16 protein-coding genes and 1 tRNA gene are annotated in these 12,908 nt (G+C 55.6%); 10 read left to right on the top strand and 7 right to left on the bottom strand.

Features of this window, described 5'->3' with window-relative positions:
- The first annotated feature begins 21 nt into the window (after window positions 1-21).
- The 8 genes from QMG27_RS03305 to QMG27_RS03270 all read left to right on the top strand — a co-directional run bounded on the left by QMG27_RS03305 (window position 22) and on the right by QMG27_RS03270 (window position 6,024).
- Entirely contained in the window at window positions 22-1,665 is a 1,644-nt protein-coding gene (locus QMG27_RS03305; RefSeq protein WP_281813173.1) for a tetratricopeptide repeat protein, read from the top strand.
- A 3-nt stretch (window positions 1,666-1,668) separates the two neighbouring features.
- Complete coding sequence (locus QMG27_RS03300) at window positions 1,669-2,163, top strand: lipoprotein insertase outer membrane protein LolB (protein WP_281813171.1); 495 nt, start codon at window positions 1,669-1,671, stop codon at window positions 2,161-2,163.
- Between the two features lie 3 nt (window positions 2,164-2,166).
- Window positions 2,167-3,012, top strand: coding sequence for a 4-(cytidine 5'-diphospho)-2-C-methyl-D-erythritol kinase (gene ispE, locus QMG27_RS03295; protein WP_281813169.1), 846 nt, complete (start codon window positions 2,167-2,169; stop codon window positions 3,010-3,012).
- 32 nt (window positions 3,013-3,044) lie between these two features.
- Window positions 3,045-3,121: transfer RNA gene (locus QMG27_RS03290), tRNA-Gln, on the top strand.
- Window positions 3,122-3,140: 19 nt separating this feature from the next.
- Complete coding sequence (locus QMG27_RS03285; RefSeq protein WP_281813166.1) at window positions 3,141-4,115, top strand: ribose-phosphate pyrophosphokinase; 975 nt, start codon at window positions 3,141-3,143, stop codon at window positions 4,113-4,115.
- 105 nt (window positions 4,116-4,220) lie between these two features.
- Window positions 4,221-4,832, top strand: coding sequence for a 50S ribosomal protein L25/general stress protein Ctc (locus tag QMG27_RS03280; RefSeq protein WP_281813164.1), 612 nt, complete (start codon window positions 4,221-4,223; stop codon window positions 4,830-4,832).
- Window positions 4,833-4,907: 75 nt separating this feature from the next.
- Window positions 4,908-5,582, top strand: coding sequence for an aminoacyl-tRNA hydrolase (gene pth, locus QMG27_RS03275; protein WP_281813162.1), 675 nt, complete (start codon window positions 4,908-4,910; stop codon window positions 5,580-5,582).
- Window positions 5,569-6,024: a hypothetical protein gene (locus QMG27_RS03270; RefSeq protein WP_281813160.1), complete on the top strand. Its 456-nt coding sequence runs from the start codon at window positions 5,569-5,571 to the stop codon at window positions 6,022-6,024. The genes pth and QMG27_RS03270 overlap by 14 nt, the downstream gene beginning before the upstream one ends.
- A gap of 19 nt (window positions 6,025-6,043) precedes the next feature.
- On the opposite strand, the gene QMG27_RS03265 is transcribed toward QMG27_RS03270, so the two are convergent.
- The 4 genes from QMG27_RS03265 to rsmD are packed head-to-tail and all read right to left on the bottom strand — an operon-like array spanning window position 6,044 to window position 8,284.
- Window positions 6,044-6,298 (bottom strand): YfhL family 4Fe-4S dicluster ferredoxin, encoded by a 255-nt coding sequence (locus tag QMG27_RS03265; RefSeq protein ID WP_281813158.1) that lies wholly within the window; start codon window positions 6,296-6,298, stop codon window positions 6,044-6,046.
- Between the two features lie 48 nt (window positions 6,299-6,346).
- A complete protein-coding gene (locus QMG27_RS03260) occupies window positions 6,347-7,069 on the bottom strand; it encodes a histidine phosphatase family protein (RefSeq protein WP_281813156.1) in 723 nt (240 codons plus the stop codon).
- A gap of 57 nt (window positions 7,070-7,126) precedes the next feature.
- Window positions 7,127-7,624 (bottom strand): pantetheine-phosphate adenylyltransferase, encoded by a 498-nt coding sequence (gene coaD, locus QMG27_RS03255; protein ID WP_281813154.1) that lies wholly within the window; start codon window positions 7,622-7,624, stop codon window positions 7,127-7,129.
- A gap of 36 nt (window positions 7,625-7,660) precedes the next feature.
- Window positions 7,661-8,284, bottom strand: coding sequence for a 16S rRNA (guanine(966)-N(2))-methyltransferase RsmD (gene rsmD, locus QMG27_RS03250; protein WP_281813152.1), 624 nt, complete (start codon window positions 8,282-8,284; stop codon window positions 7,661-7,663).
- Between the two features lie 30 nt (window positions 8,285-8,314).
- On the opposite strand from rsmD, the gene ftsY reads away from it, so the two are divergent.
- A complete protein-coding gene (ftsY, locus tag QMG27_RS03245; protein ID WP_281813150.1) occupies window positions 8,315-9,367 on the top strand; it encodes a signal recognition particle-docking protein FtsY in 1,053 nt (350 codons plus the stop codon).
- A 3-nt stretch (window positions 9,368-9,370) separates the two neighbouring features.
- Here the strand turns inward: ftsY and QMG27_RS03240 are convergent, their stop codons facing one another.
- Window positions 9,371-9,598: a hypothetical protein gene (locus tag QMG27_RS03240; RefSeq protein ID WP_281813147.1), complete on the bottom strand. Its 228-nt coding sequence runs from the start codon at window positions 9,596-9,598 to the stop codon at window positions 9,371-9,373.
- Window positions 9,599-9,760: 162 nt separating this feature from the next.
- On the opposite strand from QMG27_RS03240, the gene rpoH reads away from it, so the two are divergent.
- A complete protein-coding gene (gene rpoH, locus QMG27_RS03235) occupies window positions 9,761-10,684 on the top strand; it encodes an RNA polymerase sigma factor RpoH (RefSeq protein WP_281813145.1) in 924 nt (307 codons plus the stop codon).
- 3 nt (window positions 10,685-10,687) lie between these two features.
- On the opposite strand, the gene QMG27_RS03230 is transcribed toward rpoH, so the two are convergent.
- A complete protein-coding gene (locus QMG27_RS03230) occupies window positions 10,688-11,869 on the bottom strand; it encodes an acyl-CoA dehydrogenase (protein ID WP_281813142.1) in 1,182 nt (393 codons plus the stop codon).
- 40 nt (window positions 11,870-11,909) lie between these two features.
- Entirely contained in the window at window positions 11,910-12,905 is a 996-nt protein-coding gene (locus QMG27_RS03225) for a tripartite tricarboxylate transporter substrate binding protein (protein WP_281813140.1), read from the bottom strand.
- Window positions 12,906-12,908: the final 3 nt, after the last annotated feature.

Here is a 12,908-nt window from a genome sequence, read left to right as displayed (position 1 = left end):
GTCAGCGATTATGATGCGGGCATGAAATTCCCCTTGTCTGCTGCACGTCTTTGGGCCTTACGCCTGGCGCTTTTAACGGCTGCGTCTTGCGCTACGCCTGTCCTCAGTTACGCCAAAACCGATGCAACCGAGAAGGTCGAGAACTCCGCCATGACCGGCGAGTTGCTTTATGAAATTCTGCTCGGCGAAATGAATTTACGTCACGGCGAAGCTGTGGCTGGGTTCTCGCTGCTGCTGGATGCAGCACGCAAATCCAACGATGTGCAACTGTATGACCGTGCCGTAGAAATCGCGCTACAGGCCCGTTCAGGTGATGGCGCCTTAATGGCTGCTCGCGCGTGGTCGAACGCATGGCCCCAAGACCGTAAGGCCAACAACCAATTGCTGCAAATTTTGATTGCTCTGAACCAAGTGTCTGAGAGCTTAGAGCCACTCAAAAAAGAAATCAGCCTCGCACCTGATGCCGAACGAGACACCAGCATCAACCTTATTCCTCGGCACTATGCGCGTGTAACAGACAAGAAAAGTGCCACCCAAGTCGCACAGCAAGCACTTGATCCGTATCTGACAAAGAGCACCTCCACAGGCGCTATCGCATGGACAAGCATCGGTCGCATGCGCTTGGCGAGCAATGAGATACCTGCAGCCCTTGACGCTGTCAAAAAAGGCCTTGCGGCCGACAAGAAGGCTCAAGGTCCGCTGTTGCTCGCCATGGAGCTGATGAGCAAGAAAGTCACAGATGCTGAGGCCTTGGTACAACAAGGTTTGCGTCAACAAGACAGTACCGAAATGGCCATGAGCTATGTACGCGTCTTGATCGAACTCGAACGCTACCCAGAAGCGACTGAAAAACTGCAAGCCATCACGCGCAAGAATCCCAAGCTGGCAGATGCTTGGCTGGTGCTGGGATCGTTGCAGTTTGAACAGGGCCAAGACCAAGAAGCCGAAGCTTCGCTGGCTCGATACGTCAACCTTGCCACCACTACCCCAACCGACACCAGCACCCGAGGCTTAAACCAAGCCCAAACACGCCGTGCTGCGTTGTTGGCACGGCAAGGCAAGATGGGTGAAGCGCGTGAACTGATTCATCAAATTCCAGCCAATAGCGCCGACGAACAACGCAACCGTGTACTTGCCGAAGTTCAACTGTTGCGCGACCACCGTCAATGGCAAGCTGCCTTTGATTTGCTAGCAGCCAATCACGGTGATGACATCGACTTGATCTACGAGCAAGCCATGCTGGCCGAAAAGCTCAACAAGCTGGACGAAATGGAGAAACTTTTGCGTCATGTCATTGCGCAAAACCCCAGCTATTACAACGCATACAACGCCTTGGGTTTCTCACTGGCGGACCGCAACATTCGCTTGCCAGAAGCCAAGCAGCTCATTGTCAAAGCCCTGACGTTTGCACCTGACGATCCCTTCATCACCGACAGCTTGGGTTGGGTGGAGTTTCGCTTGGGCAACTTAGGTGCTGCACTGAGCCATTTGCAAAAAGCCTACAAAGACCGTGCAGACGCTGAGATTGCCGCTCACTTGGGCGAAGTGCTATGGAAGATGAAGCGCCAAGACGAAGCCCTCAAAGTTTGGCGCGAAGGCTTGAACACAGCCCCCAACAACGAGACTTTGCAAGAAACCTTGCAGCGCCTCAAACCCGCGCTGTAAACCATGCGCGTTTGGTGGATTGCTTTGCTGATGGGTACCTTGCTGACTGGCTGCACCACGCCTAACCGCACAACCAAGCCTTTCAGCGCAGAGCAAGTCAACGCACCTGAATGGCAAGGCCGCATCAGCGTGCAAGTATTGGGCGATGCCCCCTCCTCCATGAGCGCTAGTTTTTTACTGCGCGGCGATGCGAAAAATGGCGAGCTAGATTTGTATTCCCCCTTAGGCACCACACTTGGCGCACTGCAATGGACACCGCAGTTAGTGCAACTCAGCGATGGCGGCAAGCACCAGTACTTCAACTCACTGGCAGAACTCACAGAAAAAACCACAGGCGCAGCATTGCCCGTTGAAGCCATCTTTGGATGGCTTCAAGGCCAACAGATCAATGCCACGGGCTGGCAGGCCGATTTATCGAACATGTCACAAGGCTCACTGTCTGCACGCCGTACAGAACCAGCGCCCGAAGTGACGCTGCGTATCAAAATCGACCCGTAAACCATGCGCTCGCTCCACAACGTCTTAGCACCTGCCAAGCTCAACCTGTTTTTGCACATCACAGGGCGGCGTGACGACGGCTATCACTTGCTGCAATCGGTCTTCATGCTGATTGACTGGTGCGACACGCTGCACTTTGATGTGCGTGACGACGGCGTGATTGAGCGTGAAGACCTCAATGTGACACTGCCCCCAGACGACTTGGTTATGCGCGCCGCGCAATCGTTGCAACGCGCCAGCGGGACGTCTTTGGGCGCACACATAGCGATTGAAAAACACATCCCCGCCCAAGCCGGCATGGGCGGCGGCTCATCCGATGCTGCCACCACGCTGCTGACCCTCAATCGGCTGTGGGGATTGAACTGGCCTTTATCTAAGCTCATGCCTTTGGGGTTGGCTTTAGGCGCAGATGTACCGTTTTTCTTGGGCGGCCACAACGCTTGGGTGGAGGGTATTGGCGAAAAAATCACCCCCATTGAGCTACCTAAAACGCGCTTTGCCGTGGTCAAACCCAACTCTGGTTTGGAGACTGCAAAAATTTTTCGCCATCCAGAGTTGGAACGGGCCACAGAAACTGCTACAATGTCGGTCTTCGCTGTTGATCCTTATGGCTTCGGCCGTAATGACTTGCAGCCAGTGGCTCAGGCGCTGTGCCCAGAGATCACCGAAGCCCTTCAATGGCTCGGCTCTCACGGATTAAGCCCACGCATGACCGGTTCTGGCAGCGCAGTATTTGCTCAGCTAACTAGTGGCGCGTTGATTGATTCAGCCCCACACAACTGGCAAATGCGGATATGCAGCAATCTGGCAGTTCATCCGCAAGCGGGATGGGCAGCTAGCGAAAGTTAACGGTTGGTCGCTGCAAAGCGCTTGACCTGTGTAGGGGATTCGCCAAGTTGGTTAAGGCACCGGATTTTGATTCCGGCATTCCGAGGTTCGAGTCCTCGATCCCCTGCCAAACTCTTTCAAGAGCACTTATGTCGACCCACACCCCCGACTTCATGGTATTTACTGGCAACGCCAATCCCACTTTGGCTGCCGAAATTGCAAACCACCTCGGCATCGAAGTTGGCGCAGCTCATGTGGGTCGCTTCTCTGACGGTGAAGTCACCGTTGAAATCAACCAAAACGTGCGCGCCCGCGATGTGTTCGTGGTGCAAAGCACATGCGCTCCCACCAACGAAAGCTTGATGGAATTGCTGATCATGGTCGACGCTTTGAAGCGCGCCTCAGCAGAGCGCATCAGCGCGGTCATCCCCTACTACGGCTATGCCCGTCAAGACCGCCGCCCACGTTCAAGCCGTGTGCCAATTTCTGCCAAACTTGTGGCGGACTTGCTGCAAACAGCAGGCGTGGCCCGCGTGTTGACCATGGACTTGCACGCTGACCAAATCCAAGGCTTCTTCAACGTCCCTGTTGACAACATCTACGCCTCCCCTGTTTTGTTGGGCGATTTGCGCACCAAGAACTACGACGACTTGATCGTTGTGTCACCCGATGTGGGTGGCGTGGTGCGTGCTCGTGCATTGGCCAAGCAACTCGGTTGCGACTTGGCCATCATCGACAAGCGTCGCCCCAAAGCCAACGTGTCTGAAGTGATGAACGTCATTGGCGACATCGAAGGCCGCAACTGCGTGATCATGGACGACATGATCGACACCGCCGGCACTTTGGTCAAAGCCGCTGAAGTCTTGAAAACACGTGGCGCTAAGAAGGTGTACGCCTACTGCACACACCCCATCTTCTCTGGCCCTGCGATTGAACGCATTGCCAAAGGCGATGCCCTCGACGAAGTCGTGGTGACCAACACCATTCCTTTGAGCGAAGCTGGCCGCGCCTGCAAGAAAATTCGCCAACTCACTGTGGCTCCGTTGATCGCCGAAACGATCCAACGCATTGCCAGCGGTGAGTCGGTCATGAGTTTGTTCTCCGACCAAGACCAGCTGTTCTAACAGCAGCGTTCAAGTCGTCGAACATCGACCCCGGGCTGCATTCATGCAGCCTATTTTTAAAACTGGAGCCACACTGGTCGCGGTGGGTTCTTACTGGAGTTAATTATGAAATTTGTCGCTTTTGAGCGCGCTAAGCAGGGAACGGGTGCGAGCCGCCGTCTGCGTATCACTGGTCGTACACCTGGCATCGTCTACGGTGGCGCTACTGAACCTTCATTGATCGAAATCGATCACAACGCTTTGTGGCACGCTTTGAAGAAAGAAGCTTTCCACGCTTCTGTCTTGCAAATGGAATTGAACGGCAAAACAACCGAAGTGTTGTTGCGCGACGTGCAATACCACCCCTACAAGCAACTCGTTTTGCACATCGACTTCCAACGCATCGATGGCAACACCAAGATGAAGAAAAAAGTGCCTGTGCACTACTCTGGCGAAGAGAACTCTCCCGCTGTGAAAGCAGACCACTGCTTGATCAACCACATCGCCACTGAATTGGAAGTCTCTTGCATGCCCAAAGACTTGCCCGAATTCATCGCTGTGGACTTGAGCGGCTTGACCAAAGGTCACTCTTTGCACGTCAACGACATCACCTTGCCCGCAGGCGTGACTGTTGTGACACACGGCAAATCCAACCCCGTGTTGGTGGCTGTTGTTGCAACGAAAGAAGAAGCAGCACCTGCCGCTGCCGAAGCTGCTGACGATAAAAAGAAAAAATAATCTCTTTGTAGATTGTTGCAACGGCCCACCTCGGTGGGCCGTTTTCATTGGTGCACACTCATTGATAATTCACACATGATCAAGCTCATTGTTGGCCTGGGCAACCCTGGCACTGAATACGAAGCCACGCGGCACAACGCAGGTTTTTGGTGGGTGGATACCGCCGCGCGTGACCTCAAAGTCTCACTCCAGCCCGATCGTTCGTACCATGGCTTGGTGGCGCGTACATCTGTCAAAGGCGAAAACGTGTGGCTGCTCGAGCCTCAAACCTTCATGAACCTCTCAGGCAAGTCGGTGGGAGCTTTGGCACGTTTCTTCAAAATTCAGCCGCAAGAAATTTTGGTGGTGCACGACGAGTTGGACATCACGCCCGGCGAAGCCAAACTCAAACTCGGCGGCAGCCATGCGGGCCACAATGGCCTGCGCGATATTCATGCACAGCTCGGCACAGACCAATACTGGCGACTGCGCATTGGCATTGGCCACCCCGGTGTGAAATCAGAGGTTGCAAATTGGGTGCTGAAAAAACCAGCACCTGACCAACGCACCGCCATTGAGGACTGCATCACACGCACCAGCTTGGCCTTGCCGCATTTGCTTGCGGGCGACATGGTGAAAGCCACGCAAATGATTCACACCGCCAAGCCGCCCCGGCCCAAACCACCTCGGCCAGCGACGCTGCCTGGCACTGAGAAAGCGGGAGCTGCTGATGCTGAAAAAACACAAGCCAAAGGGGATGAGCGCACCTGAGCTTTGGGCTGCCATGTTTTTCATGGCAACGCTCATGAACTCAACAGCCTTAGCCGATACGGTCTACCGCTGCGGTGAGGCCTACAGCACATCCAGCCAATGCGCGAACACAGCAGCGACAGAAGTTAAACCCAGCTCGGTGCTGCACACCACTGGACAAGACAAAAACAACATCGCTACCCATGAGTTGCGCGAAGCGCAATCTCTCGAAAAACAACGCGTGCAATCCGAGCGTCAAGCGGCGCAATCCGCCCCGATCAGGCTGAACACGCTCCCTCTAGCGCCTGCAAACCCCGTGAGTCACGAGTCGCTCACAAACATCCCCAAACGCCACGGCAAGCACAGCCGTCAACCCAACAGCCCTTACTTCACCGCCGTGGACCCAACTGCACCCAAAAAGAAAAGCACCGCCAAAGCGGTGCCTGCTAACGCTAGCCCCTAGCATCAATCCCGAGGTTGAATCATTGTGCGGCCTGCTGCAACAACCGAAACTTCGCCAGCAACGCATCGCGCCCCTCGACCCGTTCAGGGTTGACGGGAATACACGCCACGGGACACACCTGCACACATTGAGGCTCATCGAAATGGCCCACGCACTCGGTGCATTTGTCGGGGTTGATTTCGTAAATCTCGGGCCCCAGAAAGATAGCTTCGTTCGGGCACTCGGGCTCACACACATCGCAGTTGATGCATTCGTCGGTGATCATCAAGGCCATAAAAAATCCGTCAGTGGGCTAAGTAAAAGCCAATTATCCCGCAGCGATTTAGGCCACACCGTTGGTATGTGTTTGTGGGGTTAGTTGCTCACGTGCCTCAAGCAAACGCTTTTGGCTGTACACAGGCTGATCAGGCAAATCGGCCAAGTGCGCTGCATCGGCCCAGAGCTTTATGTGCAGCCCACCATCTCGCCAAGCCACTTGGTTGAGCCCAGCATTAGGAATGTCACACACACGCGGGCCGCTGAGCGACAAGGCCTGCGCATGACGCCAGACCATGTCGAGCACGCCGCCATGCGTGACCACCACCACATGCTCACCGGCGTATTGCTGGGCAAGGTCTTGTAGCGTGGCAATCACACGGTCGTGAAAGACTCGTGTGCTCTCAGCACCCTGAACCGCATCGTCTGCATCAAAGGCCAACCAGCGCTGCCAAGCCTCAGGGTATTGGGCTTGAATGTCGGAGCTGCGCATGCCTTCAAACATGCCGTAGCACTGTTCACGCAAACCTGCATTCAAGATGCAGGTGTGGCCCAACACTTCGGCCACAGGTTGGGCCGTTTGCTGGGCACGAAGTAAGTCGCTGCTGATGAGTCGGGTGGGTACACGGCCCTGCGCTTGCCATTCGCCCAAAGCTTGCACCATGCGAGTTTTCAAACGTTGTGCTTGTTCAAAACCCATGTCATTCAATGGCACATCCAACTGACCTTGAAACCTCAGCTCGCGGTTCCACGCGGTCTCGCCGTGGCGAATGAGCAAAAAGTCAGTCATGGCGATCTGTGCAAGCGATACGAGCTATCGGTACTGAAGTAGTTTCAGCAACCAAGCTTACTGAGCGGCGCGCTTGGCCAACAGACGCTTGTAGACGCCCGCAGACACCAAGTTTTTGCCATCGTCGCCTGCACCCAGCAATGAAATTTCACGCACAAAGGTGCTGGAGATGAATTGGTATTTGGCGCTGGGCGTGAGGAATACGGTTTCAACCTCAGGCATCAGTTCGCGGTTCATGCCAGCGAGCTGAAACTCGTAGTCAAAGTCGGTCACAGTACGCACACCGCGCACCATCACGGTGGCGTTGTGGCTGCGCACAAAATCGCGAGCCAAACCCGTGAAAGGCACCACTTCCACTTGAGGGTGCGCAGCCATGGCTTCGCGCGCCATGTCCATGCGCTCATCCAAAGTGAACAAGGTCTTCTTGTGGTGCGCTGTGGCCACTGCCAAGATGACTTTGTCAAACATCGCTGCGGCGCGCAACAGGATGTCTTCATGGCCCAAGCTGATGGGGTCAAAGGTGCCGGGGTAAATGGCGACAACGTGCTTGGACATGCGATGCTCCTGTGTCTTTCTAAGAATCGATTCTGATTATGCAATTGGGCGCAGCAAGTGCGCATGCACCGCCCCCGCCTTCAGATGACGGTGCAGCGAAAGACCCATCGGCGCTAACTGCTCATCCGTCCACGCCACAGGTGCTTCGAGGTACACATACCCATCGACCTTGACGGCTTTGACAGCCGCTTGCAAGGCGGGTTCAAACAACGCGCCATCAAACGGCGGATCAATGAAGATCAAGTCCACGCTCGCAGCACTGAGCTGCCTCAAGCAAGCCACGCCATCGGTACGCAACACATGCACATTGTTGGCCTTGAGACGATTGACTTGGGTGCTGAGCTGCGCCACCAAAGCAGGGTCAAGCTCGCACACCTGCACATGGGCCGCGCCGCGCGAGGCAGCTTCAAAACCCAAGGCGCCTGTGCCCGCAAATGGATCTACACAGCGCCAGCCCACGAGCGACTGACCAAGCCAGTTGAACAAGGTCTCACGCACACGGTCGGGCGTGGGGCGCAGGCCAGGCTTAAGGGCCACGGGCAATTTGGTGCGGCGCCATTCGCCACCAATGATGCGCACCTCGCCAGCACCTTTGTGTCGCTTCTCGGCGACAGGTTTGGCGGGAGGGGTGTTGAAAGATTTGGGTGTGCGGGTTTTCATAGAATGGACCGATTCTAGAAACCCCCACACATGTTTAGCTTCTTCAAGAAAAAAAACGCTGATCAGCCTGCGGCAGACGCCAAGAGCAGCAACACAGCGGCATCCGCAAACGCTGCCTCATCCGAAGCCCCCCCACAACAAATGCCAGCGGAGCGCCCCCGCGCGAGCTGGATGGCTCGCTTGGGCCACGGCCTGCGTCGCACAGGCCAAAGCATCAGCACGGTGTTCACTGGCACCAAGATTGATGACGATCTTTATGAAGAACTAGAAACCGCCCTGCTCATGGCCGATGCTGGCGTGCAAGCCACCGAGTATTTGCTCAAAGACTTGAAGCAGCGCGTCAAAGACACCGCCACGACTGAGCCATCGGCCGTCAAAGCCTTGCTGGCCGCCTCCATCGCCCAACTGCTCAAGCCGCTCGAACAGCCACTCACCATTGGTGCGCACAAACCCACCGTCATCATGGTGGCTGGCGTGAACGGTGCAGGTAAAACCACGTCCATTGGCAAGCTCACCCGCCATTTGAGCGACAGCGGTGCTTCGGTGTTACTGGCCGCGGCCGACACCTTCCGCGCCGCCGCCCGCGAGCAACTGGCCGTATGGGCCACACGCAACACAGTAGAAATCGTCAGCCAAGAAGGCGGCGACCCCGCCTCTGTGAGCTTTGACGCCGTCACCGCAGGCCGCGCACGCGGCAAAGACGTGGTGCTGGTTGACACCGCAGGCCGCCTGCCCACCCAGCTGCACCTGATGGAAGAGCTGAAAAAGATCAAACGCGTGGTGCAAAAGGCCGATGAAACTGGCCCGCATGAAGTGCTGCTGGTGATTGATGGCAACACCGGCCAAAACGCGCTGGCTCAGGTCAAGGCCTTTGACGAAGCGTTGGGGTTGACCGGCCTCATCGTCACCAAGCTCGATGGCACTGCCAAAGGTGGCGTACTGGCAGCCATCGCACTGTGGGGTCAAGGCCGCGCAGCAGCAGGTGGCTCAACTGTGCCTGTGTATTTCATTGGTGTGGGCGAAGCCGTGGAAGACCTCGAAACCTTCAACGCCCAAGAGTTTGCCGATGCCCTCTTGGGCTGAGGTTTAGTCTCGCCTCAAAACACCTTGGAGGCTCTCGCGCCAGCGGCCGCAGCGCTCATGCGCCTCCACCACGGGGTAGCTGTCCATGCGGCCTTGCTTACGCGTGAGCGGCGGCTGGATGTAATAGCCCAAGCCACAGCGCAAATGGGTTTCAGAAGAGTCGGAATGAAGCACATGCGCGCAGCTCTTGCAGCACTGCACAGCAATTCGCTCCAAGGTCATGGGGGGCATAAAGGGCTCCTTAAATACTGTGATTAAATTCAGTATATGTTAAAAAACACAGTACCTCAACACCTTCTCGATTCACGGGTAAACCCCTAAAATACGCAAGGTTTAGCACTCACCACCCATGAGTGCTAATATACGTTTTAGTTATCCGAAAGGACTAATTCAATGACTGCAATCACACAACAGCAACTCGCCGTTTCCAATCCTTGGGCACTGGTTCCGTCGCTGGGCAACCTCGATGCCTACATCAGTGCTGCCAACCGCTTGCCCATGCTCACGCCAGAGCAAGAGCAGGAGTTTGCGCGTCAACTCAAAAACAACAACGACCTCGAAGCCGCTGGAAAGCTGGTGCTCTCGCACCTGCGTTTGGTGGTGTCGGTGTCACGCCAATACTTGGGCTACGGTCTGCCCCACGCTGACCTGATTCAAGAAGGCAACATTGGTTTGATGAAAGCCGTCAAACGCTTTGACCCAGATCAGGGCGTGCGTCTGGTCAGCTACGCGCTGCACTGGATCAAAGCTGAAATTCACGAATACATCTTGCGCAACTGGCGTTTGGTCAAAGTGGCCACCACCAAAGCCCAACGCAAACTGTTCTTCAACCTGCGTTCGATGAAGCAAGGCTTCAAGGCCGACGCCACCGAAGCCACGCATCGCAACAGCCTCAACACCCAAGAAGTCGAGGCCGTGGCCAGCAAGCTCAACGTCAAGCCCGAAGAAGTGTTGGAAATGGAAATGCGCATGGCCGGCGGCGATGTGTTGCTCGACCCAACGCCCAACGAAGAAAGCGATGAAGCCTTTGGCCCCATCGCCTACTTGACCGATGTGAACCACGAGCCCACTGCCATGATTGCCGCACACCAACGCGATGTGCTGGCGTCTGACGGCATCGCCGCTGCACTCAATGTGTTGGACGAACGCAGCCGCCGCATCGTGGAAGAGCGCTGGCTCAAAGTGCAAGACAACGGCTCGGGCGGCATGACACTGCACGAGTTGGCTGCCGAATACGGCGTGAGCGCCGAACGCATTCGCCAAATCGAAGTGGCAGCCATGAAGAAGATGAAAGCGGCTTTGGCTGAATACGCTTAAGGCTTAATTGCTGAATGCTGGAATGCCCGTGATGGCACGTCCCAAGATCAGCGCATGCACATCATGTGTGCCCTCGTAGGTGTTGACCACTTCTAGGTTTACCAAATGGCGGGCGACACCAAACTCATCGCTGATGCCATTGCCACCCATCATGTCGCGGGCCAAACGTGCAATGTCCAAGGCCTTGCCGCAGCTGTTGCGCTTCAAGATAGACGTCAAGTCCACTGAGGCTGTCCCCTCATCTTTCATGCGTCCTAAGCGCAAGCAGCCTTGCAAGCCCAAAGAAATTTCGGTCAGCATGTCAGCCAACTTCTTTTGAATCAGTTGGTTGGCCGCCAAAGGGCGGCCAAACTGTTGACGGTCCATCACGTATTGGCGTGCACGGTGGAAGCAGTCTTCAGCAGCGCCCAAAGCGCCCCAGGCGATGCCATAGCGCGCACTGTTCAAACAGGTGAACGGGCCTTTCAAACCACGCACATCGGGGAAGGCGTTTTCTTCTGGCACAAACACCTCGTCCATCACGATCTCGCCAGTGATGGATGCACGCAAACCCACCTTGCCGTGCACGGCGGGGGCGGTCAAACCCTTCCAGCCTTTTTCCAAAATGAAGCCGCGAATCGCGCCTGCATCGTCTTTGGCCCACACCACAAACACATCGGCAATCGGGCTGTTGGTGATCCACATCTTGGCCCCTGAGAGCGAATAACCCCCTGCCACTTTTTTAGCACGCGTGATCATGCTGCCGGGGTCTGAGCCGTGGTTGGGTTCGGTCAACCCAAAGCAACCAATCCACTCTCCCGTGGCCAGCTTGGGCAAGTACTTTTGTTTTTGGGCTTCAGAGCCAAACTCGTGGATGGGCACCATCACCAAAGACGATTGCACACTCATCATCGAACGATAGCCCGAGTCCACGCGCTCCACCTCACGCGCCACCAAGCCGTAGCAGACGTAGTTCAAACCAGCGCCGCCATAGGCCTCAGGGATCGTGGCACCTAAGAGGCCCAGCTCACCCATTTCACGAAAAATCGATGCGTCCATTTTTTCGTGACGGAAAGCCTCTAACACACGCGGGGCCAAACGCTCTTGGCAGTAAGAAGCTGCCGCCTCTTTGACTTGACGCTCTTCGTCCGTCAATTGGGCATCAAGTTGGAAGGGGTCTTCCCAAGAAAAACTAGAACTCGCCATTGGATGATTTCTTTATGCAAATATTTTGAAAATGAAAGAATCAGTCTAGCTTAGCGCCAGACAGTTTCACCACGCGCTCCCAAACTGGGAATTCGCTTTTGTACACAGCAGAGAACTGCTCAGGCGTATTGCCCACAGGCATGAAGCCCATCTTGTTGATGCGCTCTTGTGTTTCTGGCAACGCCACGATGGCCCGCACTTCTGCAGATACGCGTTGCACCACATCGTTTGGCGTCTTAGCGGGGGCGGCCATCGCAATCCAACCCGTCACACGGAAGATGTCGTCTTTGAACCCTTGCTCACGCATCGTAGGAACGGTGGGCAACACACTCATACGCTGCTCACCAGTCACAGCGATCGAACGCAGCTTGCCGCCATCAATGTAGGGTTTGGCTGTTTGCGCGCTGGCAAAGGCAAAGTCGATCTGACCACCCACCAAGTCTTGCAACATGGGCGCCTCGCCTTTGTAAGCGGCATGGGTCAAGTCCGCAGACAGGCTTTGGCTCAGATAGGCACCTGCAAGGTGTGCATAGGAGCCCATGCCCCAAGAACCATAAGACAACTTGTTGGGGTTCTTGAGAATGTGTGCCTTCAAATCATTGGCGTTGTTGATGCCAGAGTTCGGATTCACCAACAGCGTGACAGGTGCCAAAGCGAGTTGCGAGACCAGTGAGAAATCACGACCAGGGTTATAGGGCAGTTTTTCATACAAAAACTGATTGATCAGCACCGTGGTGCCCAAGGTCACCAAAAAGGTATAGCCGTCGGGTGCAGCCTTCGCGGCGGCATCAGTGCCTGTGACACCACCCGCACCTGCGCGGTTGTCGATCAGCACAGGTTGACCCAACCGATCGGACAGCTTTTCGGCCAAGGTACGCGCAATGATGTCTGTGGCACCACCTGGCGCATAGGGCACGATCAGCTTGATGGGTTTATTCGGATAGGCCTGTGCTTGTGCCTGCGTCCCCACACACATGGCCATCAGTGCAATTGCTGCGGTAGCCAAAACTTGGCGGCGAGATTTTTTATCCATCATGTT

It is taken from the genome of Limnohabitans sp. MORI2, from assembly GCF_027925025.1.
Classification (GTDB): Bacteria; Pseudomonadota; Gammaproteobacteria; order Burkholderiales; family Burkholderiaceae_C; genus Limnohabitans.
The sequence above is the reverse complement of the archived record's forward strand: the minus strand, read 5'-3'. Positions and strand labels throughout refer to the sequence as shown.

Excerpts from the sequence above, each read along its gene's own strand:
- QMG27_RS03305 (WP_281813173.1), top strand. The coding sequence starts at position 22 with ATGAAATTCCCCTTGTCTGCTGCACGTCTTTGGGCCTTACGCCTGGCG.
- QMG27_RS03300 (WP_281813171.1), top strand. The coding sequence starts at position 1,669 with ATGCGCGTTTGGTGGATTGCTTTGCTGATGGGTACCTTGCTGACTGGC.
- ispE (WP_281813169.1), top strand. The coding sequence starts at position 2,167 with ATGCGCTCGCTCCACAACGTCTTAGCACCTGCCAAGCTCAACCTGTTT.
- QMG27_RS03285 (WP_281813166.1), top strand. The coding sequence starts at position 3,141 with ATGTCGACCCACACCCCCGACTTCATGGTATTTACTGGCAACGCCAAT.
- QMG27_RS03280 (WP_281813164.1), top strand. The coding sequence starts at position 4,221 with ATGAAATTTGTCGCTTTTGAGCGCGCTAAGCAGGGAACGGGTGCGAGC.
- pth (WP_281813162.1), top strand. The coding sequence starts at position 4,908 with ATGATCAAGCTCATTGTTGGCCTGGGCAACCCTGGCACTGAATACGAA.
- QMG27_RS03270 (WP_281813160.1), top strand. The coding sequence starts at position 5,569 with ATGAGCGCACCTGAGCTTTGGGCTGCCATGTTTTTCATGGCAACGCTC.
- QMG27_RS03265 (WP_281813158.1), bottom strand. The coding sequence starts at position 6,298 with ATGGCCTTGATGATCACCGACGAATGCATCAACTGCGATGTGTGTGAG.
- QMG27_RS03260 (WP_281813156.1), bottom strand. The coding sequence starts at position 7,069 with ATGACTGACTTTTTGCTCATTCGCCACGGCGAGACCGCGTGGAACCGC.
- coaD (WP_281813154.1), bottom strand. The coding sequence starts at position 7,624 with ATGTCCAAGCACGTTGTCGCCATTTACCCCGGCACCTTTGACCCCATC.
- rsmD (WP_281813152.1), bottom strand. The coding sequence starts at position 8,284 with ATGAAAACCCGCACACCCAAATCTTTCAACACCCCTCCCGCCAAACCT.
- ftsY (WP_281813150.1), top strand. The coding sequence starts at position 8,315 with ATGTTTAGCTTCTTCAAGAAAAAAAACGCTGATCAGCCTGCGGCAGAC.
- QMG27_RS03240 (WP_281813147.1), bottom strand. The coding sequence starts at position 9,598 with ATGCCCCCCATGACCTTGGAGCGAATTGCTGTGCAGTGCTGCAAGAGC.
- rpoH (WP_281813145.1), top strand. The coding sequence starts at position 9,761 with ATGACTGCAATCACACAACAGCAACTCGCCGTTTCCAATCCTTGGGCA.
- QMG27_RS03230 (WP_281813142.1), bottom strand. The coding sequence starts at position 11,869 with ATGGCGAGTTCTAGTTTTTCTTGGGAAGACCCCTTCCAACTTGATGCC.
- QMG27_RS03225 (WP_281813140.1), bottom strand. The coding sequence starts at position 12,905 with ATGATGGATAAAAAATCTCGCCGCCAAGTTTTGGCTACCGCAGCAATT.